General features: G+C 71.1%; 18 protein-coding genes. 11 read left to right on the forward strand and 7 right to left on the reverse strand.

Annotation, left to right across the window (positions count from 1 at the left end; translation table 11 throughout):
- The first annotated feature begins 129 nt into the window (after window positions 1-129).
- Entirely contained in the window at window positions 130-1,473 is a 1,344-nt protein-coding gene (locus RWE79_RS03195) for a macro domain-containing protein (RefSeq protein ID WP_475938456.1), read from the forward strand.
- A gap of 303 nt (window positions 1,474-1,776) precedes the next feature.
- On the opposite strand, the gene RWE79_RS03200 is transcribed toward RWE79_RS03195, so the two are convergent.
- On the reverse strand, window positions 1,777-3,345 hold the full coding sequence (locus tag RWE79_RS03200; RefSeq protein ID WP_475938457.1) for a flavin-containing monooxygenase: 1,569 nt from the start codon (window positions 3,343-3,345) through the stop codon (window positions 1,777-1,779).
- Between the two features lie 411 nt (window positions 3,346-3,756).
- Here RWE79_RS03200 and RWE79_RS03205 point away from each other — a divergent pair, with 411 nt between their 5' ends.
- The gene (locus RWE79_RS03205) at window positions 3,757-4,287 is read left to right on the forward strand and encodes a hypothetical protein (protein WP_475938458.1); all 531 of its coding nucleotides are present in this window, start codon (window positions 3,757-3,759) and stop codon (window positions 4,285-4,287) included.
- Between the two features lie 69 nt (window positions 4,288-4,356).
- Here RWE79_RS03205 and RWE79_RS03210 read toward each other — a convergent pair whose 3' ends face one another.
- On the reverse strand, window positions 4,357-4,785 hold the full coding sequence (locus RWE79_RS03210; RefSeq protein WP_475938459.1) for a hypothetical protein: 429 nt from the start codon (window positions 4,783-4,785) through the stop codon (window positions 4,357-4,359).
- A gap of 229 nt (window positions 4,786-5,014) precedes the next feature.
- Between RWE79_RS03210 and RWE79_RS03215 the strand changes: the two genes are divergently transcribed.
- A complete protein-coding gene (locus RWE79_RS03215; protein ID WP_475938460.1) occupies window positions 5,015-5,692 on the forward strand; it encodes a hypothetical protein in 678 nt (225 codons plus the stop codon).
- 181 nt (window positions 5,693-5,873) lie between these two features.
- On the opposite strand, the gene RWE79_RS03220 is transcribed toward RWE79_RS03215, so the two are convergent.
- Complete coding sequence (locus tag RWE79_RS03220) at window positions 5,874-7,442, reverse strand: M1 family metallopeptidase (protein WP_475938461.1); 1,569 nt, start codon at window positions 7,440-7,442, stop codon at window positions 5,874-5,876.
- A gap of 299 nt (window positions 7,443-7,741) precedes the next feature.
- Between RWE79_RS03220 and RWE79_RS03225 the strand changes: the two genes are divergently transcribed.
- From RWE79_RS03225 to RWE79_RS03235, 3 genes are all read left to right on the forward strand, one after another.
- Window positions 7,742-8,209 carry a DUF6924 domain-containing protein gene (locus tag RWE79_RS03225; protein WP_475938462.1) on the forward strand — a complete coding sequence of 156 codons (468 nt, stop codon included), beginning with the start codon at window positions 7,742-7,744 and terminating at the stop codon, window positions 8,207-8,209.
- 296 nt (window positions 8,210-8,505) lie between these two features.
- Window positions 8,506-9,459, forward strand: coding sequence for an IS481 family transposase (locus tag RWE79_RS03230; protein ID WP_475938463.1), 954 nt, complete (start codon window positions 8,506-8,508; stop codon window positions 9,457-9,459).
- A 265-nt stretch (window positions 9,460-9,724) separates the two neighbouring features.
- Window positions 9,725-10,327, forward strand: coding sequence for a DUF4328 domain-containing protein (locus tag RWE79_RS03235; RefSeq protein WP_475938464.1), 603 nt, complete (start codon window positions 9,725-9,727; stop codon window positions 10,325-10,327).
- Between the two features lie 115 nt (window positions 10,328-10,442).
- Here the strand turns inward: RWE79_RS03235 and RWE79_RS03240 are convergent, their stop codons facing one another.
- Both RWE79_RS03240 and RWE79_RS03245 read right to left on the reverse strand, forming a co-directional pair.
- Window positions 10,443-11,645 carry an acyl-CoA dehydrogenase family protein gene (locus tag RWE79_RS03240; protein ID WP_475938465.1) on the reverse strand — a complete coding sequence of 401 codons (1,203 nt, stop codon included), beginning with the start codon at window positions 11,643-11,645 and terminating at the stop codon, window positions 10,443-10,445.
- Window positions 11,646-12,005: 360 nt separating this feature from the next.
- On the reverse strand, window positions 12,006-12,764 hold the full coding sequence (locus RWE79_RS03245; RefSeq protein ID WP_475938466.1) for a TetR/AcrR family transcriptional regulator: 759 nt from the start codon (window positions 12,762-12,764) through the stop codon (window positions 12,006-12,008).
- 90 nt (window positions 12,765-12,854) lie between these two features.
- Here RWE79_RS03245 and RWE79_RS03250 point away from each other — a divergent pair, with 90 nt between their 5' ends.
- Window positions 12,855-13,727, forward strand: a complete 873-nt coding sequence (locus RWE79_RS03250) for an NmrA family NAD(P)-binding protein (protein ID WP_475938467.1) — start codon at window positions 12,855-12,857, stop codon at window positions 13,725-13,727.
- A gap of 78 nt (window positions 13,728-13,805) precedes the next feature.
- On the opposite strand, the gene RWE79_RS03255 is transcribed toward RWE79_RS03250, so the two are convergent.
- Window positions 13,806-14,861: a helix-turn-helix transcriptional regulator gene (locus RWE79_RS03255; RefSeq protein WP_475938468.1), complete on the reverse strand. Its 1,056-nt coding sequence runs from the start codon at window positions 14,859-14,861 to the stop codon at window positions 13,806-13,808.
- Window positions 14,862-14,924: 63 nt separating this feature from the next.
- Between RWE79_RS03255 and RWE79_RS03260 the strand changes: the two genes are divergently transcribed.
- Together RWE79_RS03260 and RWE79_RS03265 are read left to right on the forward strand one after the other, a co-directional pair.
- Complete coding sequence (locus RWE79_RS03260; protein ID WP_475938469.1) at window positions 14,925-15,668, forward strand: alpha/beta fold hydrolase; 744 nt, start codon at window positions 14,925-14,927, stop codon at window positions 15,666-15,668.
- Between the two features lie 73 nt (window positions 15,669-15,741).
- The gene (locus tag RWE79_RS03265; protein ID WP_475938470.1) at window positions 15,742-16,494 is read left to right on the forward strand and encodes an SDR family NAD(P)-dependent oxidoreductase; all 753 of its coding nucleotides are present in this window, start codon (window positions 15,742-15,744) and stop codon (window positions 16,492-16,494) included.
- Window positions 16,495-16,642: 148 nt separating this feature from the next.
- Here the strand turns inward: RWE79_RS03265 and RWE79_RS03270 are convergent, their stop codons facing one another.
- Window positions 16,643-17,221, reverse strand: a complete 579-nt coding sequence (locus tag RWE79_RS03270; protein ID WP_475938471.1) for an EF-Tu C-terminal domain-related protein — start codon at window positions 17,219-17,221, stop codon at window positions 16,643-16,645.
- Between the two features lie 131 nt (window positions 17,222-17,352).
- Here RWE79_RS03270 and RWE79_RS03275 point away from each other — a divergent pair, with 131 nt between their 5' ends.
- Both RWE79_RS03275 and RWE79_RS03280 read left to right on the forward strand, forming a co-directional pair.
- A complete protein-coding gene (locus RWE79_RS03275; RefSeq protein WP_475938472.1) occupies window positions 17,353-18,096 on the forward strand; it encodes a hypothetical protein in 744 nt (247 codons plus the stop codon).
- Window positions 18,097-18,347: 251 nt separating this feature from the next.
- Window positions 18,348-19,235, forward strand: coding sequence for a Ppx/GppA phosphatase family protein (locus RWE79_RS03280; protein WP_475938473.1), 888 nt, complete (start codon window positions 18,348-18,350; stop codon window positions 19,233-19,235).
- Window positions 19,236-19,246: the final 11 nt, after the last annotated feature.

The raw sequence follows: 19,246 nt of genomic DNA on the forward strand, positions 1-19,246 counted from the left end.
GTTGCCGCAGCAGGGCCGGAACAGGCCCGGAAAACGTCAGGCGCCCAGCGCTTCCGGGGCTCATTGGTAGTCTCAAAGGGCGCTCCCGAAGTGACGCGGCGCGTTCGGGCACAGCGTGTGGAGGGGCGAATGGCGCGCATCCGGGTGAGCGTTCTCGGGCCGGTGAGACTTGAGGCCGACGGCGCCGTGGCGCACCTGACCCCGCTGACGACCCGGCTCCTGGTCCGGCTGGTGGCGGCCGAGGGCGAGGCCGTCCCGGTCTGGCAGTTGCGCAAGGAGGTGTGGGGTCCGGCGACCGGGCTGCCCCACCAGGCGCAGCGCAGCCGCAACGAGGTGCAGAAGCGGATCCTGGAACTGCGACGCGCGCTGGACCCCGAGCAGACCGGGGCCGCCGCCCGCATCCTGCGCACCGAGCAGCAACTGACGCTCAGGGGGCCGGAGACGGCCTACCGGCTCGTGCTCCGACCGGAGGAGCTGGACAGCTCGCGCTTCACCGAGCTGGTCAACAGCGCCCTGCACGCGGCGCCGGCGACGGCGGTCCGGCAGCTGGAGGAGGCGCTGCGGCTGGTACGCGGCCGGCCGCTGGCCGATGTCAGCGGCGAGGGCTTCGCCGAGCCCCTCATCCGCCGGCTGACTCAGCTGCAGGCGGTCGCCCGCCGTGAGGTGATCCGCAGTCAGACCGAGCTGGGACGCCACGAACTCGCCCTGCCGGTGGCCGAGATGCTGGCGCGGGAACGGCCGGACGACCCCGAGGCCGCACGGACGCTGGACGGGCTGCGCGCCAGCATCCGCGAAAGGCTCGGCGGGGAACTGCTGCGGCACACGGTGACCGGCCGGTCGGTCGACGTCGTGGTGGTGCGCGGCGACCTGTTCGACCAGTCCGACGCCAACCTCGTGGTCGGGTTCACCGACACCTTCGACACCTCCACCGAGCAGGACCGCGTGATCAGCCGTGGAAGCGTGCAGGGCCAGTTGGTCGACCGGCTCTTCGACGGCCAGCGCAGGCTGCTCGACCAGAGGCTGCGCCTGGGGCTCAAGGCGGTCACGGCCGTAGGCAGGGAGAGCGTCCAGGACAAGCCGCGTGGCCGCAGGATCCGCTATCCGATGGGGACGACCGTGGCCATTCCGGTCGGCGGCCGACGGGTGTTCGCCACGGCGTACTCCCGGCTGGGCAACGATCTGGTGGCCCGTTCGAGTCCGGAGGACCTGCGGTCGAGCATGGAGAGTCTCTGGGCGGCCGTGGCGTTGCACGGACAGTACAAGCCGGTCGCGGTGCCGCTGGTCGGCTCCGGGCTGGCCAGGGTCGTCGAACTGGACCGGGGCCGGCTGGCAGCGCTGATCGTCGAGACATTTGTCCGCGGATGCCTCAGCCATCCGGCGATCGCACCCGAACTGCGGGTCGTCATCCATCCCGACGACCTGGCCAGGACCGACCTGTCCGTGGTCGAGAAGCGTCTGCAGGAGCTGTACTGACCGAGCCGGGGGAGCCGGCCGGTCTGGCTGGAGCCCCTGCTCCAGCCAGACCACGGAGAGGGCGTGCCCCGAGGTGCCCGAACCGGTCGACAGCCTCCCCCGCATCATCGCACCCCCGTTGCGGTGGGCCCCTGACTCGCGGACCCTCGTGGCCGCCCCCGACCTCTCCGTGCCCCAGTCCACCGCGTCCACCGCTTCCGCCGGTAGCCGCTGCCCGCTTCCGGTCCGCTTCCGGTCCGCTTCCGAGGGGGGTCCGTCGTGGGCCCGCGGTGGGCCCGTGGTGGACCCGCGGTGGGCCCGTTCTCAGGCCTCTTCCCGCTCCGCGTTCGCCGCCACCGTACGGTCCCCCTGCTGCGGCGGCCGTGCCTGGGCGGGCAGCGAAAGAGGGCGGGCCGGTACGTCGGCGGTATAGGCCTCGGCGTCGAACCGGCTCAGCCGGCTCACGAGCCGCCCGGTGGACCACGGCCAGGCGAAGGTGTTCCGTCCGGTGGAGGTGAAGTAGTAGCTGGTGCAGCCGCCCGCGTTGTAGACCGTGGTCGCGAGCGCCTCCTGGACGGCGGCGTTGTGCGCGTCCTGCGCGGCCGACCTGACGTCCAGGGAAGCGTGGCCGCCTCGGTCGAGGTGGGTCAAGGCGGCGATGAGGTAGGTGAGTTGGGCTTCCAGGACGGTGACCGCCGAGGTGGAGCCGCCGAGCAGATTGGGTCCCAGCAGCAGGAACAGGTTGGGGAAGCCGCTCACGGTGGTGCCCATGTACGCCTGCGGCTCACCGTCCCATGCCTCGTCGAGTGTCCGGCCGTTCGTGCCGTACAGGGTCTTGGCCAGCGGAAGTTCACCGACGCGGAAGCCGGTGGCCTCGATGAGCACGTCGGCCCGGACGGTGGTGCCGTCGGTGCCGACGACCTCGTTGCCGCGCACGGCGGCCACGGCGGTGGGATGCAGGCGGACGTGCGGCCGGGACAGGGCCCGGTAGAAGGTGCTGGACGTCAGAAGACGCTTGCAGCCCAACCGGTAGTCGGGTGTCAGCTGCCCGCGCAGCTGCTGGTCACGGACCGCGAACCACAGGTGTGCGCGGGCACCCGCCTCCAGAAGCCGGCCGCCCTGAGGGCGGCGGAAGGCGTAGCCGAACCCCTCCTGCAGGGCGTACTGACCGGCGCGCAGCGCGCAGCGCGCACCGGGCACCTGGTCCAGCAGCCGGTTGAACAGCGCGGGTACCGGCAGGTCGGGCTTGGGCAGCACCCATTGGGCGGTGCGCTGGAACAGGTCCACTGCCGCGGCGCGGGCTTCGATGGCCGGGACGATCTGCACGGCGGAGGCGCCGCTCCCCACCACGGTCACCCGCCGCCCGGCCAGGTCGACGCCGTGGTCCCAGCGGGCGGTGTGGAACACGGGACCTTCGAACTCCTCGATCCCGGGGACCTCCAGGCGGCGCGGGACGTGCCACGGGCCGGTGGCCAGGACCAGTACCGCCGCGCGGTAGGGCCCGTCGCTGGTCTCCAGCAGCCAGCGGCCGGCCGCCCCGTCCCACCGGGCGCCCAGCACCCGCACGCCGCAGCGCAGCATGTCACCGAGCCGGTACCGCTCGGCTGTCGCCCGCAGATAGCCAAGGATCTCCCGCTGCCCGGCGAAGACCCTGCTCCAGGCGGCATCCGGGGTGAAGGAGTAGCTGTAGAGCGTCGAGGGCACATCGCAGGCGCATCCCGGGTAGGTGTTCTCCCGCCAGGTGCCGCCGAGTTGCGTCCCCTTCTCCAGCACGAGCACATCGCCGAACCCCGCCTCGCGAAGCCGGACGGCGGCGCCGATCCCGGAGAACCCCGCTCCGACGACCACGGCCCGCACATCCCTGACGGTCCGCGCACTCTGGGCCGGGATCACCGCGACACTCCCGCCGGGCGGCCGGCGCACGTACGGCGGCCCGATCCCGGCTCCGGCCCGGTCACAGCGGTCAACGTGCTCAAGGCGCTCAACGCGACCAACAGCGGAGGTGCCTGCATCATTCTTCCCCTTGCTCCGGATAGCTGCCGTCGAACCGGGGACGGACGCACTGCATGATCCCGAACCGCTCGCACCGGCGGCGCCGTGACCCCGGCGCCGGATAACGGTGAAGAAACCTCACATGCTGGCCATTCACTCGGTCCCGGATGCCGAGAACATCACTCGAACGAAGCATGCGCGCGAGGCAGGCGCTGGACAGCCCCGCCGCACCCGGGCAGCCAACTGCGGAACAGCGCCCTGGATGCGGGGGCGGGGGCCCGCGCTCAAGGCTGGAGTGGCATGATCCGGGCCATGGATCAGCTCGCGTACTCGGCCGCATGGCTGTCACGGTGGCGTGACGAGATCACGGGTGCGGTCGACTCCATGAGCTTGACGTTCGAGGAGACGTACGGCTACGAGCCGGGCATGAACGAGGTCCGGGTCGCCGTCGAGGAGGACCTTCGGGCTGCCCATGACTACGGTCGGGAGCCCCTGGGATTCGAGGATCTCCTGACGTTCTACGAGTCGATCGGGGAGGTCGTGCTGCCCGACGTGGGCAACGGCTACTTCGTCCATTCGGCACGCGATGTCCTGCACAGCCTCGCGGAGGAAGGGCCGCTCTTCATTCCGGAGGCCGATGACCCCCAAGGGATGGTGATCGCATCGAACGGCGGGGGCATCCTCTACGTCGCCGACTGGGGCGGCGCGATCCACCGGTCCAGGACCGCCTCCCTGGACGATGCGGAGTTCGACAGGGTCGCCGACGACCTGCCGCAGTTCCTTGATCACATCCGTCGCTGTGTCATCGGTTTCGTGGAGACGGGCGCCCCGGGAGACCTGTAGCGATCACCGGTTGTGGTCCCCACGGCCATAACGGCTCCGGGTGTTGCCGGCTTGGTCCCCCTGGGCCGGTCACGCCTCGTCGCACAGGGCGTTGAGCCGCTCCGCGATCCGGTCGACCCGCGAGGTGCCCTCCCTGCGCAGCCCGTACACACCGGTGAGCGGCACGCGGCTCCCGTTGAACAGAACCGCCGTCGGGCACTCCAACGGGGATCGCGTGATCAGGTAGTCGAGCTCACCGTCGACCTGCACCAGGTCCTCCCAGGCCACGAACCGCGTCCGCCAGACCCCGTGACTGCGAATACCCTCCGGCGAGACCCGGATCCGCATGGCCGTCGCACGCCAGGTGAGCCAGGCCCAGGCCGGACCCAGCAGTCCGTACAGCCACGGCCGCACAGCCCCCGGCGAGCCTTCGGCACCGCCGAGGGCGCACAGCGTCATCATCTGAACGCCGAGTGTCGCGAGGGCACTTGTCCACCACACCCGGATGCTCTCGTGCATGCTCCCTGCATACCGCCGACCGGGGCCGCCGGCATCCCCCCGGACACCGTCATCCCGTTCCGGCCGGGGCCGGGCAGGCCGGGCTGAGGGGTGAGCGATGTGAGCCGACGAGGCAGACTCGGTGGATGACTCGCGAGACCTGGTCGCGGGCGTCAGAGGGGACGGGCCGTCAATGAACGACGACGAAGCGAGGTACCGCCGGGCCGCGGAGACAGGAGCCCCCCACACGATGGCGATTCTGGCCGAGTTCCTGCATGCCCGGGGCGCGACGGACGAAGCCGAGACCTGGTACCGCCGGGCGGTGGAAGCAGGTAGCACCTACGCGATGGCGAAGCTGGCCGGGTTACTGCATGAGCACGGCAGGACGGATGACGCGGTGGCTCTGTATTTCCAGGCTGCGGAGATGGACTCGGACCGGTGGACCGACGGCTTCGCCCCCTTTGTGGGCGGGTGGATCAACACACTGCTGGCTCAGCAGAGATTCGACGCGGCCGAGGCGCTCCTGGCGGAGAAGGAGCGTCAGGAGAGACGCCGGACGGAGCGCCTCCAGGGCCGGTACGAGGGTGCCCTGGGCGTCCCTGACTGGAGCACGGTGGTGCCGACGATGATCGTCACGGCGGCAGTGGTCCCGTTTCTGCAAACGATCACGGCCAAGGCGGGTGAGGACGGCTACGCGGCGGTGCGCTCCGCGATCCAGCGCCTGTCAAGACGCCGGCAGCGGCAGCCCGAGGAGCACGAGGGCATGGACAGCGTGATTCTCCATATACCGACGAACGTGCCGGACGACGCGCTGCGTCGCCTGCTCAGCATGGACCTGGCGGCCCTCAGGCGGGCCGGCAACGCCCGTACCGTCGAAGTGTCCTGGGATGACACCCGACAGGAGTGGAAGGTCGTCACCCGCGACTGATGCCGCCCATCGGGCCGCCGTGCCGCTCGACTGGGCAGCGGGGTCCGGCGAGGCAAGGTCGACCCTGGACACGCGCCTGTGTACGTCGACGTCCGCCCTTCGCCGGACGGGCCGGGCCCCCGGCCCGTCCGGCGATTCAGCCGTGCCCATGGGCACGCCCGGGGTACCGCTGGACGGCCGGCTACAGCGTGGCGCTCGCCGCGTCGTGGGGCTGACCGGCGGCGTGGCGCGGGGCGGCCACCGAGGGGGTGACCGGGGTGACCGTCCAGTCCGGGTGGCCGGGCATGCGCGGCGTCGTGGTGCCGTAGAGCCAGTCCCGGAGGAAGCCGGTGAGGTCCTGTCCCGAGACCTCGCTTGCGACCGCGATGTAGTCGTCGGTGGTGGCCGACTTGTTGCGGAAGCGGTTCAGGAAGGTGCGCTCGGTGCTGTGGAAGGCATCCTCGCCGACGAGCCGGCGCAGGGCGTACAGGACGAGGACGCCACCGGTGTAACGCTGGTTGTCCCAGAGGTTGGTGGCGTTCGGTGCGGCGACCGGGCCGGAGGACTGGCGCCACTGGTCGCCGAGGGCGTACGTGTACTTCATGCGGTCTTCGAGCGTGGTGAAGCCGCGCGAGTCGGCCCAGCCGCGTTCGTAGCGGTAGATCAGGCCGTAGAAGTCGGCGTGGCCCTCGTTGATCCACAGGTCGGACCAGGTTCCCGGGGAGACCAGGTTGCCGAACCAGGAGTGGACGAGTTCATGCATCATGTGCGAGCCGATCGCCGACTCCGGCTGGAGCAGGTAGTTCGGTTTGTAGAGGGTCAGGGTCTGCGTCTCCAGGCCCGTGAAGTCGAACGCGTTCGGGTCGTCGGTGTTGGCGGGCAGCAGGCCGTACGTCTCGAACGGGAAAGCCCCGAGGTACTGCTCCAGCCACGTCACCAGGCCGGGGGTGAGCGCCAGGGCCGGTTCGAGGGCCTCGGCGCGCGAGGTCGGGACGATGTCCCGCAGCGGGAGCCCGCCCGGGCCCTGGCGGTGCTTGACGATGTAGTCGCCGACCGTGATCTGCACGATCTCGGTGGCGATGGGCTCACGCGACTGATAGGTGAACGTGGTCAGGCCGTCACCGTGCCGCACCGTGCTCACGAGGCGGCCACTGGCCACCCCGAGCAGACCGTCCGGGACGGTGACGCGGAACCGGAAGTGCGCCTTGTCGCTCGGGTGGTCGTTGCACGGGAACACCGTGTGCGCCACGTCGGGCTGGCCGGCGATCGCGAAGCCGTCGGGCGTGGGCACCCATCCGGTGCGGGGCAGCGAACGGCGCGGGTCGGCACCGTACTCCACGCGAACGTCGAACCGTCTGTCGCGGCACAGAACGGACTTCGGGGTGATGACCAGTTTCTCCCCCTCCTGGACATACGTCGCCGGGCGCCCGTCCACCTCGACACCGCCGATGTCCAGGCCCAGACAGTCCAGGGAGAATTGAGACAGGTCCTGGGTGGCCCTCGCGTTGATCGTCGCGGTGGCCGCGATCAGCTTGGTGGCCGGATCGTAGGTGAAGTCCAGCAGATACGCGTCGGCGCGGTAACCGCCGTTGCCCAGGGTGGGGAAGACCGGGTCACCCACCGTGCCGGCGCCGGGTGCGCCGGTATCCGGCGCGTGGCCGCCGGCGCCGGTGCCGCCGGCATCCGCGGCTTGGGCACGTGCGGCCGGTGCCGCCATGGCGAGCAGAGCGGCTGCGGCCAGTGGGGCGGTCACTCGGGTTCGGTTTCGCATGGTCCTCCGTCGGGCCTTGGAACGCACTTGGACAGCATGAGCAGCAACAGGGCTTCCCTGTACGCGTGTTCGTAACTCCACACGCCTGTACGCCGGGATAGGTTGCATCACCGGACGGATGGTGTCGCGGGCCCGGCCGCGGTGCCGGCCCACGACATCCGTGACGGCGCGTCCACCCGTACGGCACCGCGCGGCGCTGACTGGCATCCTGTACCGGTCCGTGGCGACGGTGCTCTGCCCGAGAGGTGTCCGGAACCGCGGGACCGCGTCCCGTTCACCATGCCCGTGGGGGTCACAACATGAAGGCGCTGCCCGCCGTCACCGGTCGCGACGCGTTCGCCGCACTGATCGTCAGAACCGACTACAGCGACGAGGGGGCCTGGCAGAGCGTACGAGCGGAGCTGTCGGAACCGTGGGGCGACGGCGACTACGAGCCCCTGGTCCACGTGGTGGACGATCCGGCCTGGGCCGAGGCCACCGCCGATGAGGTGGTCGTCGCCGTATCCGCGGACGAGGACCTGAGCGTCGTCTTCCTGGCGGATCGCACCACGATGCGGTCCGCCCACCGCGCACTGCTGGCGGTGGCCGTCCTGACCAGGGAGGAATGCGAGAGCGACGAGGAGTTCGAAGCCTACGGCGGTTCGGTCCGCGCCGTCCCGTCCGGGATCCACGACATCCACGCGAATCTGTCGATCGCCAACCTGGACTTCGCAGACGTCACCGACGCCGCCCGCACCGACCCGGAAGGCGTCTTCCGGTCCTTCTAGGGCGTGTTGCGAAAGTCCCGCCTGCTCCACGACGCCTGGCACGCACGCTCGCCGCGTTGTCGGGATCATCCAAGTACGTCCAGTACGAGGACGACCCTCCGCCTTGCGATCGCACGCACCAGACGCCGCGGAGCCCGCCCTGCGGGCGGACGGCGCTACTTTCGCAACACGCCCTAGATGTTCTGTCCCGGGAGGTTGTGGACGGTGAGCAGGATCTCGGTTGGGGGATCTTGAAATGGGTGAGGGCCTTCCGGTTCGGTGTGGATTGCGACGTCTACACCAACAGAAAGGCCCTCGTGTCCCACCGTAATGCACCCCTGACCGAGACCGGACGCCTGCGCCTGGCCCGCTGCGTGGTCGAGGACGGCTGGCCCCTGCGCCGGGCCGCCGAACGCTTCCAGGTCTCGCCCACCACCGCGCAGCGCTGGGCCGACCGCTACCGGCGACTCGGCGAGGCCGGGATGCGGGATCTGTCCTCCCGCCCGCACACGAGCCCGCGCCGCACCCCGACCCGCATCGAACGCCGGATCATCAAGGTCCGCATCCTGCGCCGCTGGGGCCCGGCCCGCATCGCACACCTGCTGCACCTGGTGCCCTCGACCGTGCACCGCGTCCTGACCCGCTACGGCCTGGCCCGCCTCACCCACCTGGACCGGGCCACCGGCCGTGTCATACGCCGCTACGAACGCGAGCGGCCCGGCGAACTCGTGCACGTCGACATCAAGAAGCTCGGCAACATCCCCGACGGCGGCGGACACAAGGTCCTGGGCCGCCAGGCCGGCCGCAAGAACCGCAAGAACGCCGGCTACAGCTACCTCCACACCGCCGTCGACGACCACTCCCGCCTCGCCTACAGCGAGATCCTCTCGGACGAGAAGAAGGAGACCGCCACCGGCTTCTGGACCCGCGCCCACGCGTTCTTCGCCCAGGCCGGGATCACCGTCGAGCGGGTCCTGACCGACAACGGCTCCTGCTACCGCTCACGCGACTGGCGCGACCTGCTGGCAGCAGCCCAGATCACCCACAAACGCACCCGGCCCTACCGGCCACAGACCAACGGCAAGGTCGAACGCTTCAACCGCACCCTGCTCGACGAATGGGCCTACGCCCGCCCCTACCGCTCGGAGACCGAACGCCGCGAGGCGTTCCCCGGGTGGCTGCACACCTACAATCACCACCGCGGACACACCGCGCTGAAAGGCCAACCACCCGCCAGCCGCGTCCCCAACCTCTCAGGGCAATACACCTAGAACCGCACACCAGCACCCCTTGCTCCCGCGCTTTCACCAGCCGGAGTTCGGACGTTGTCCTGGGCACGCTTTTCGGCCGTCCGCTCGATCCCGCCATCGTCCAGGCCATGGCCGTGGACGACGGCTTGCGGAAACCACTGGCCGTGGGCTTCGGCCGCTGACCGAGGACCCGACAGTCTTACGCGCGTGCGACGATCAGCCCCTGTGATCACTCCGCCCCGGCGTCCGCCGCGGCCGCACACGCCTCCGAGACAGGCCCAGGACGATGACGAGTACCGCCCGCAAAGCTCCCTGGATCCTTGCCCGCTTGGCGCAGGCGGCGACAGCGGCGGCCGCCGTGGGGGACGCGTTCCGCGCGGCGGCGGTCCGGGATCACTACCTGCACCACACGGAGGCGTCCCTGCACACCTCGGGCTTCATCTCCATGATCTTCCTCTATCTGATGACTCTCGCGATCGTGCTCTTCCTCGTGTGGCTCGCCCGGTCCCGGCGCAACGCCCAGGAGCTGTCCCCCCAGGCCTCGCTCCCGGGTCCGGGCTGGACGATCGGCGCGTGGTTCATACCGGTGGTCAACTTCTTTGTCCCGCGCCGGTTCGTCCTCGACATCGGGCGCGCGAGCTCCACGTCGTGGGAGCAAAAGCGAGACACGACACTGGTGAACCTGTGGTGGGTCGCCTGGATCACGCACGCGCTGGTACTCGTGGTGGCGGGCCGGGTGGCCCCGGGGTCAATGGCCTTCCTCGTGGTGGCGGAGGCGCTCATGATCGCGGCGGCCGTGCTGCTGGGGCTCGTCATCGAGCGCGTCACGGCGCTCCAGAGCACCGCGCTCGGAGCCACCGTTCCCGTCGCACCTCTCCCCCAGGCCTGAGGCGGTCCCCCCGAGGCGCTCGGGCCGGTGACCTCCGGCCCCACCGTCTCCTGGCTGATCGCCCACGCCGGCCAGGTCCGGGCCCGCGGACGGGCGCGGGGGCATGCCTTCCACATCAGTTCGGTCCGGACAGGTCGCCGAAGATCCAGCGCGCGTCGTCGGGGGCCAGGCCCGCGAGGTGGCGGCCGGCGTTGTGCAGGACGACGGGGCCGGAGGTGACGTGCTGGCCGCCGGCGTGCATGTCGCGGAACACCCGCTGGAGGTCGCCGTCACGGAGGGCGGCGGTTCCGGCCCACTTGTACGCGGTCGCGCACACGCTCTGCCCGGACCGGGTGGCGTTGTTCAGGGCCAGCCGGGCGAGGGTCTGCTGCTCGGTGCTGAGCGGCGCGCCCGTGTCGAGGGTGGCCTCGATACCGGCCCAGACCTCCAGGGCCCAGGCGCGGGCGGAGCGGAGGGCGATCTCGGCGCGGGCGTAGTCGGCGTGGAACTCGGCGGTGTCGGTGGTCGCGCCCGGTGCGCCGGACTTGCTCCGGGCGAGGGTGCGCAGTTCGTCCAGGGCACGGCGGCCGACTCCGAGGGCCCATCCGGTGAGGGCGATGCTGGCGATGTTCCATACGCCGACCCGGTACAGGGCTCCGCCGTTGACGGGTTCGGTGCTGGTGATGTCGTACGCGTACGCGTCGGGTACGAACACGTCGTCGAGGCGGTAGTCGATGCTGCCGGTGGCCCGCAGGCCCATGACGTTCCAGCCACCCAGCAGGGTGGCCTGTTCCTTGGGCTGGATGAGGATGAGTACCTGGCCGGTCTGCTCGACCACGGCCGCGCTGTGGAGGTAGCCGGCGTGGTGCATGCCGGAGGCGAAGGACCATGATCCGGTCAGCCGGTAGCCGCCGTCGACCCGGACGGCCGTGCCCGGGCGGGTGCCCTGGCCCGCGACCAGCGTGAGGCGGCCGTCACCGTAGAGGTTCTGGGCGGCCTCCTCGCCGATGTACGCGGCGGTGGTGCCGGAGCAGACGTACACCGCGTGCACGATCCAGCCGGTGGAGGCGTCCTCGTAGCTGACCTTCTCGACGGTCCGGATGGCCTGGCGGGGTGTCAGTTCGTAGCCGCCGAGCGACCGGGGAACGCAGATCCGGAACACGCCGCTGTCGTGCAGGGCCTGGACGACGGGCGGGGTGAGCCGGCCGGCCGCCTCGGCCGCCTCCGCCTCGCGGCGTATCAGCGGTCCGATGGCGTCCAGTCGGGCGCTCAGCGGGCCGAACTCTTCGCTGACGTGCAGGCGGCCGCCGGAGACGGCGGTGGTCTGCTGGTCGGTCATTCGTCAACTCTCCCTTGGATGGGGGGCTTTGCGTACCGTGCCTTGCTCGCCGTTCCGTGCCTTATGGGTGACGCGGTGTCAGCGTGGCTGGACCCGCGCCCCGCAAGTCAATCGCGGGCATGTGCCTTCCGGCAGCCGTACGGTGAGTCTTCCGCGGAAGTCTTCCGGGTCTCCGTCCGCGAGCTCAACGGCATTTCGCCCCCGGCCTGGCCACGGCGTACAGCGTGTCGTCGTCGCGGCCGAAGGAGGGGCACGGCCCGGGTGTCCGACGACACCGAGGCGGCCGGCCCGGGGCGGTCCCTCGGTCCTGCCGGACCAGGAGAGGGGCGTGGCCCGCGAGAACGCGCGTGCCCTGGCGTGTCAGCCGTCGGAGGCGAGGCGGTCCAGCCACTCCCTCAGCAAGTGCTGCTCCGCGCCACTGAGAGACGTCTGCTCGGGCAGCGCGGCGCGCAGCGCGCGGGCGGCGCCGGCCGGGCCGGCGTCCTGCACGGCCGGCTCCTGGTTGGTCACGGCGGCGACCATGGACTCCCGCAGAGCGGTCAACAGGGCCGGATCGCGCCGGTCTTCGGGCAGGGACAACCAGGTGAGCACGGCGCCGCGTGCTGTGGCGTGGATGAGCGCGGCCGCAAGCTCCTCGTCGACGCGGAGCCAGCCGCCGGCGGCGAGGCGACGGATACGGCCCATCAGGATCTCGACGCCGGCCTTGAAGGCGGCCGATGCGGTTCCCCTGGGCTCGCTGTACATCAGCGTGAACAGAGCGGGGTTGGTCAGACCGAACTCGACTGCCAGGTCCCAGCCCGCCCGGAGGTCCTCGATGAGGTCCTGCGGGTCCGGGTCGACGTGCTTGGCCGCGAGAAACGTGGCGAAGCCGTGCTCGGCGACCGCTTCGAGCAGCCCGTTCTTGTCTCCGAACAGTCGGTAGATGGCCGGCGCCTGCACGCCTGCCGCGACCGCGACCGCGCGGGTGGTGACGGCGTCGCGGCCTTCGCGTGCCAGCAGGTCGGCGGCGGCCTCGATGACGCGTTGCCGGGTCTGCTCACGTCCTACGACTGCGGTGTCCGAGTCAGTGTCCGAGTCGGGGTCGGCGGCCGCGTCCCTGACGCGTGAACGTGGTGGCATGTATCAACGATACAGCACCTGGGTTTCCGTCGTTAGTATCAGTGATACGGTAATTGCGATTCCACTGGAACCAGATCATTGGAGCGCGACATGATCATCGTTACCGGAGCCACCGGACAGCTCGGACGCCAGATCGTCGAACGGCTGCTGTCCCGCGTGCCGGCGGACCAGGTCGGCGTCAGCGTCCGCGACCCGCAAGGCGCGCAGGCGTTCGCCGACCGGGGAGTACGGGTGCGGCAAGGCAGCTTCACCGACGCCGCCGGCCTCGCCCACGCCTTCGAGGGCGCTTCCCAGGTGCTCATAGTGTCTGTCGACAAAATGGGCGAAGAGTGCGTCAAGCAGCACCGCACCGCGATCGAAGGGGCCGTCGCGGCGGGTGCCCGTCGCATCCTCTACACCAGCCAGATGGGGGCCGGCGCCTCGTCGCATTTCCAGGCGTGCCGCGACCATGCCGCCACCGAGGAAGCACTGCGCGCCTGTGGCGTGCCGTTCACCTCGCTGCGCAACGGCTTCTACGCCGCCAGCGCTGCGCACTTCCTCGGCCACGCGGTGGAGTCCGGCCGGATCGCGCTCCCCGCGGACGGACCGGTCAGCTGGACCGCCCACGCCGACCTCGCCGAGGCGGCCGCCGCCATCCTGGCCGACGAGGGCCGCATCGACGGCCCCACTCCCCCGCTCACCGCGGCGCAGGCGTTGACCTTCGACGACATCGCCCGCATCGCCACCGACGTCACCGGCCGCCCCTTCACGAGGACCACCGCACCCGACGACCAGTTCCGGCGGCAACTGGTGAGCAGCGGCGTCCCCGCCGAGGCGGCAGACCAGTTGCTCGGCATCTTCACAGCCAGCCGCGCCGGCGAATTCGCCGCCGTCGACCCGACACTGGCCACCTTGATCGGCCGCGAACCCATCGCCCTGAGCACGGTCCTGCGGGAGCGACTGGCCGAGAACGACCGGCACTGACCGACTCGGTACGTGCGACACAGAACGGTGCGGCGCCGTCGAAGCCGCTTGCACCGCTCAATTCCGGTGTCCGCGGAACTATCCGCCTCCCTCAGCTGTCCGGCCGTCGGCGCCCGGGACGTCGTCGGCGCCGGCGGCGAGCCGGCGGGCCAGGGCGTGCACGTGGTCGCGCAGGGCGTCCGGATATTCGATCACGAACGGGCGGTCCAGCCAGGCGAGCAGGGAGGGGATCCACTCCAGCCGCTCGGCCCGCAGCCGCAGCCGCACCCACTCTCCCCCGGCCTCCGGCGGGTCATGGGCCGTCTGCCCGCCGGGCTCCCGCAACGGAGCGGCCGACAGTTCCTGCACGGTGGCGATCCCTGCCGGGAGCCGAGCGCGGACCTGCTCGGCCGTGCCCCGGACCCGTAGCGACACCTCGTGCGGACAGGGCACCTCGGCGAGCCCGGACAGTACCCGGGTGGCCGGATCGAACCCCGCGGGGATCTCGAACGACCCCGGCAGCACCGTGGGGCTCTCGATCCGGTCCAGCCGGAACGTGCGCACCTCGCCACTCGCCGAGTCCGCCCCGGTCACGTACCAGCGCCCGGAGTGGACGACGATCCCGTACGGGTGCACGGTGCGTTCGCTGCGCCTCCCGTCCCGGGCGGTGTAGCCGACGGCGACCGGCCGGCGGTGCCGCACGGCCTCCGCGAGCATCAGCAGCACGCCCGTCTCCTGGGTGGCCGCCGAACTGGCCGAGGCGGTGAAGTCGACGGTCGCCAGCAGCGCGTCCAGCCTGCGGCCGAGCGCCTCGGGCAGCACGCGGCGCATCTTGGCGGCGGCGCTCTCCATCGCCGTGGCGGACGTGGGTACCAGCCCGGCCCGCCGGCCGGCGACCAGGCCGAGGGTCACGGCCAGTGCCTCGTCGTCGGTGAGCATCAGCGGGGGCATCCGGTAGCCGGGGGCGAGCCGGTAGCCGCCGTACCGGCCGCGCACCGACCGGACCGGGACGTCCAGGTCGATCAGGTGGTCCACGTAGCGCCGGACGGTGCGCTCGTCCACGTCGAGCCGCCGGGCCAGATCGGCGACGGTTCGGGTGCCGCCGGCCTGCAGGATCTCCAGCAGGGCGAGCACTCGGGCGGTCGGTCGGGTCATGGGCGAAAGTATCCCGCGAATACCGGGCGGATACTGTCCGGTATTCGTCCTAGCGTGCCTGTCATGGCAACTTACGTACTTCTCCCCGGCTTCTGGCTCGGGGCCTGGGCCTGGCGCTCCGTGACGGCCGATCTGCGCGACCGCGGCCACGACGTCCACCCGCTGAGCCTGACCGGAATGGGCGAGCGGGCACACCTGGCCCGGCCCGACACCGACTTGGAGACACACGTCAGCGACGTGCTCAACCTGATCCGGTACGAAGACCTGCACGACGTGGTGCTGGTCGGGCACAGCTACGCCGGTGCGGTCGTGGTCCCGAGCGTGGCGGACCGGATGCCGGGACGGATCGCCCGGCTGGTGTTCATCGACAGCGGACCGCTGCCGGACGGAATGTCCCAAGCGCGGTTCGTCCCGCCGGAGGAGCAGACCCGCAACGCCGAACTGGTGCGCACGACGGGCGAGGGCTGGCGGCTGCCGCCCCCGTCGTGGCCGCAGTTGGCCGCCGCGCTGCCGGGGCTGCCGGGGCTGCCCGCCGACACGATCGAACGGCTGACCCGGCTGTCCGTACCGCAGCCGTGGGCCACCGCCACCACCCCCGTCCGGCTGACCGAGACCTGGGAGAAACTTCCGCGGCTGCACGTGCTGTGCAGCTTCGGGGAAGAACAGGTCCGGGCGAAGGCCGCCTCCGTACCCGCCTTCCGGCACATGGCAGCCGACGGCCTGGCCTACCGGGAACTGCTCGGCTGGCACTGGCCGATGTTCGACCGGCCCACCGAACTGGCGGCGATCCTGCACGAGGCGGCCTGACCGCCAGCCCTCCCGCCGCGCCCGGCTGCGGCGTGACACATACAGCGAAACCCACACCACGAGAGGAACCTTCATGACCTCGACCGACCTCGCCGGTGCGACCGCGCTGGTCACCGGCGCCACCAGCGGCATCGGCCGCGCGGTGGCCCGCTCGCTCGCCGGACGCGGCGCCCACGTGCTCATCAGCGGCCGGGACGTTGCCCGTGGCGACCAGGTCGTCACCGCGATCCGCTCCTCGGGCGGCAAGGCCGACTTCATCGCGAGCGACCTCGCCGACGCCGACGACGTCCGGGCGCTGGCCCGCCGGGCCGTCGACCTCGGCGGCGGACACGTCGACATCCTCGTCAACAACGCGGGCATCTTCCCCGTCGGCCCCACCCCCGGTACCACCGCCGAGGACATCGACTCCGTATACGCGGTCAACGTCCGGGCGCCGTTCATCCTGGTCGCCGAGCTTGCTCCCGCGATGGCTGAGCGCGGCCAGGGGGCCGTCGTCAACGTGCTGACCATGGTCGCCCGGTTCGGGGTGGCCGGGATGGCTCTCTACGGCTCCAGCAAGGCGGCGCTGGCCCTGCTCACCAAGGCATGGGCAGCCGAATTCGGGCCGAGTGGCGTGCGGGTCAACGCGGTCAGCCCGGGGCCCACCCGCACCGAGGGGACCGAACGGTTCGGCGAAGCGATCGACCAGCTCGCCGCACTCGCTCCCGCCGGGCGACCGGCGGCACCCGAGGAGATCGCCGCCGCCATCACCTACCTCGTCGGTAAGGACGCGACCTTCGTCCATGGCGCCATCCTCGACGTCGACGGCGGCCGCAACGCGGCGTAGCCGAGCGGCAAGCCGCGACCCGGTGATCGCTGCGGGAGGGCCGGCGCGGCTGATGGTGACCAATGACGGCTGCCACCATGTGCGGACGGAAGCTGAAGCGGCATCGGCGATCCGGCACCTGCACCTGCACCTGCACCGCTCGTGAGGCTCACCGCAGGAGTTGGGTGACGGTCCCGGAGCCGGCGGCACGGCCGTGGTGACGGAAGGCGAAAGGCTGGTCTTCCTCAAGGGCCACGGGCTGTTCGAGCGTCACCGTCACCGCGGCCGTCCCGAGCGGCCGCATCACGTCGGCGCCGAGGGGCAGGGGCGCCGTCACGACCCCCCACACGGCGGCGGCGCGAACGTAGAAGCAAAGACGCTCACCGGAGAACACTTCCGCACCGTCCTCTTCCTCGGACAGCAGGGTGATCTCCGCTGCGAAGCCGACGTGTACGTTGACCGAGCCCGGCGCCGCGAGCACCTGGCCCCGTTCAAGCGCGCCCGCTGCCGCACGACGCAGGACAAGCCCCACGTTCATGCCAACACCTGCCTCGTCGGTACGGCGGCCGCCTGCGTCGATGTCCGCGACAACGGCGTTCGTGCCGCCGCCGAAGCCGGCGATCTCCACTTCGTCACCCCGGCGAACCCACCCGCGCTCGATCCGGCCCGTCGCCATGAGCACCCTGCCCTGCCTCAGGCGGAAGACATCTTCGACAGGCATCAGGAAAGGCTTCTCCGCCGCAGCCATACGGGCTCCCCTTCCAACCGGGCACACCGGTCAGGCACAGACGGCCGAGGCTAACAGCGGTCACCGGCCATGCGGGCACCCACAGGCCGGCCGGTCACACGATCGGCCGGTGAGCCGGGACAATCGTCGCCATGACCGACGGTATGGACGACACCGAGAGCCGCCTGGCCCGGATCGAGCGGCTGGTGGAGCGTGGCGAGCACGAGGTGGCGCCCGCGTGGCGCCGGGCGACGCACGGTGAGCCGCGCTGGGCGGTGACCGGGGTGATCCTGGTGGCGGTCTGCTTTCAGCTGATGCTGCCGCACCGGCTCACCTTCCAGCCGTACTGGGCGCTGCCCTTCCTGGAGTTGGTGCTGCTGGCCGGCCTGATCGCCGCGAACCCCCGGCAGGTCGAGCCCCGGACCCGGTGGCTGCGGTGGCTGGGTCTGGTGCTGATCTGCGTGATCAGCCTGGCCAACGGCTTGGCGGCGGTCCGGCTGGTGGCCGGCCTGGTGGACGGCACCGAAGGGTTGGACGCCGGGCCACTGCTGCTGACCGGCGGCGGCATCTGGCTGACGAACGTCATCGTCTTCGCCCTGTGGTACTGGGAGTGGGACCGCGGCGGACCGCTGGCGCGGGCCCGCGGTCACCACCAGTTCGCCGACTTCCTCTTCGTACAGATGCAGAGCCCGGAGACCGCGCCGCCGGAATGGGAACCGGCGTTCCTGGACTACCTGTACCTGTCGTTCACCAACTCCACCGCCTTCAGCCCGACCGACGTGATGCCGCTGTCGCGCTGGGCCAAGATGCTGATGATGCTGCAGTCCTCGGTCTCCCTGGTGACCGTGGTCCTGGTGGTCGCCCGGGCCGTCAACATCCTGCAAGGACCGGGCTGACAGGCCGGACCGGCGTGCGACGGGCAGTCCCTGCGGGTGCGGATGCCGGCGGGGTCATGTCCGCCGGCTGGTGCGGCGCGACGCGGTGGGCACCATCGGTGACATGATGGTCACGCAATGAGCCGATACGGTCCAGGACGTGGCGGTGACTCGATCCGGTCCGGCCTGGGGGAAGTGCGTGGGGCAGGGAGGGGGGTTGGATGCGGCAGGCAAGTGTGCTCGATGTCGGGTGTCACAGTGCTCTGCTCACCGTGGTGAGATGGCGAGGTGCGGTACTGGAACCCGTCTTTTCCCACAAGGTGCGGCTGAGACTGCACGAGACACTCGACCGGAAGGGGCGCCTGGGCAAGGCCGGCGTCGAGAGCGTGCAGCGGGCGGTGGCGGAGGCGGTCGCCGCGGATCCGCAGCTCCGCCGGTCGGAGGTTTTCCCGTTCGCCACTTCCGTCATCCGGGACGCCCCCAATCGCGACGAGGTCATCGCGCGGGTGGCCCGGACCACCGGCACCCGGCTGCGGGTGCTGACCGGCGAGGAGGAGGCGCGGCTGGCCTATGTGGCCGCCCGGCAGTGGACGGGCTCCGGGGCAGGCCGCCTGTTGGTCCTGGACATCGGCGGCGGCACCGTGGAGATCGCCTCGGGTACGGGCGATCAGCCCCGCATCGTGCGTTCCCTGCCGCTCGGCGCCCGCAGGATCACCCGGGACTGGCTGCCCGGAGGCACCGGCTCGTCGCAACGGCGCCTGACCGAGGTCCGGGAGCATCTGAGTAAGTCCCTGAGTGCGGGGCCCGGAGTGCCCCGAGCCGAGCCGGGTGGACGTGTGCTCGCCTGCTCCAAGACCTTCGAGCAGCTGGCACGGCTCGCCGGCGTGCCTCGGCACAAGACACCGGGAGCGCGGGGGAAACTGAGTCTGGCCCAGCTACGCGCGTCGATCGCCCTTCTCGCCGACGTGGGCCCGGACGGCCGCGCCGGGCTGCCCGGTATCTCCCGGCACCGCGCCGAACAGTCACTGGCGGGCGCCCTGATCGCCGAGAGCCTCATGACCGCGTGCGGAGCGGAGAGCGTCGAGATCTGCCCCTGGTCCACCCGGGAAGGGCTGCTGCTCGAACGCCTCGGAGTGATCCACCGCCCGAAAGCCGGCTGACCCGGCTGACC

The sequence above is a fragment of the Streptomyces sp. RLA131 genome, from assembly GCF_056270125.1.

Excerpts from the sequence above, each read along its gene's own strand:
- RWE79_RS03195 (WP_475938456.1), top strand. The coding sequence starts at position 130 with ATGGCGCGCATCCGGGTGAGCGTTCTCGGGCCGGTGAGACTTGAGGCC.
- RWE79_RS03205 (WP_475938458.1), top strand. The coding sequence starts at position 3,757 with ATGGATCAGCTCGCGTACTCGGCCGCATGGCTGTCACGGTGGCGTGAC.
- RWE79_RS03210 (WP_475938459.1), bottom strand. The coding sequence starts at position 4,785 with ATGCACGAGAGCATCCGGGTGTGGTGGACAAGTGCCCTCGCGACACTC.
- RWE79_RS03215 (WP_475938460.1), top strand. The coding sequence starts at position 5,015 with ATGGCGATTCTGGCCGAGTTCCTGCATGCCCGGGGCGCGACGGACGAA.
- RWE79_RS03220 (WP_475938461.1), bottom strand. The coding sequence starts at position 7,442 with ATGCGAAACCGAACCCGAGTGACCGCCCCACTGGCCGCAGCCGCTCTG.
- RWE79_RS03225 (WP_475938462.1), top strand. The coding sequence starts at position 7,742 with ATGAAGGCGCTGCCCGCCGTCACCGGTCGCGACGCGTTCGCCGCACTG.
- RWE79_RS03235 (WP_475938464.1), top strand. The coding sequence starts at position 9,725 with ATGACGAGTACCGCCCGCAAAGCTCCCTGGATCCTTGCCCGCTTGGCG.
- RWE79_RS03240 (WP_475938465.1), bottom strand. The coding sequence starts at position 11,645 with ATGACCGACCAGCAGACCACCGCCGTCTCCGGCGGCCGCCTGCACGTC.
- RWE79_RS03245 (WP_475938466.1), bottom strand. The coding sequence starts at position 12,764 with ATGCCACCACGTTCACGCGTCAGGGACGCGGCCGCCGACCCCGACTCG.
- RWE79_RS03250 (WP_475938467.1), top strand. The coding sequence starts at position 12,855 with ATGATCATCGTTACCGGAGCCACCGGACAGCTCGGACGCCAGATCGTC.
- RWE79_RS03255 (WP_475938468.1), bottom strand. The coding sequence starts at position 14,861 with ATGACCCGACCGACCGCCCGAGTGCTCGCCCTGCTGGAGATCCTGCAG.
- RWE79_RS03260 (WP_475938469.1), top strand. The coding sequence starts at position 14,925 with ATGGCAACTTACGTACTTCTCCCCGGCTTCTGGCTCGGGGCCTGGGCC.
- RWE79_RS03265 (WP_475938470.1), top strand. The coding sequence starts at position 15,742 with ATGACCTCGACCGACCTCGCCGGTGCGACCGCGCTGGTCACCGGCGCC.
- RWE79_RS03270 (WP_475938471.1), bottom strand. The coding sequence starts at position 17,221 with ATGGCTGCGGCGGAGAAGCCTTTCCTGATGCCTGTCGAAGATGTCTTC.
- RWE79_RS03275 (WP_475938472.1), top strand. The coding sequence starts at position 17,353 with ATGACCGACGGTATGGACGACACCGAGAGCCGCCTGGCCCGGATCGAG.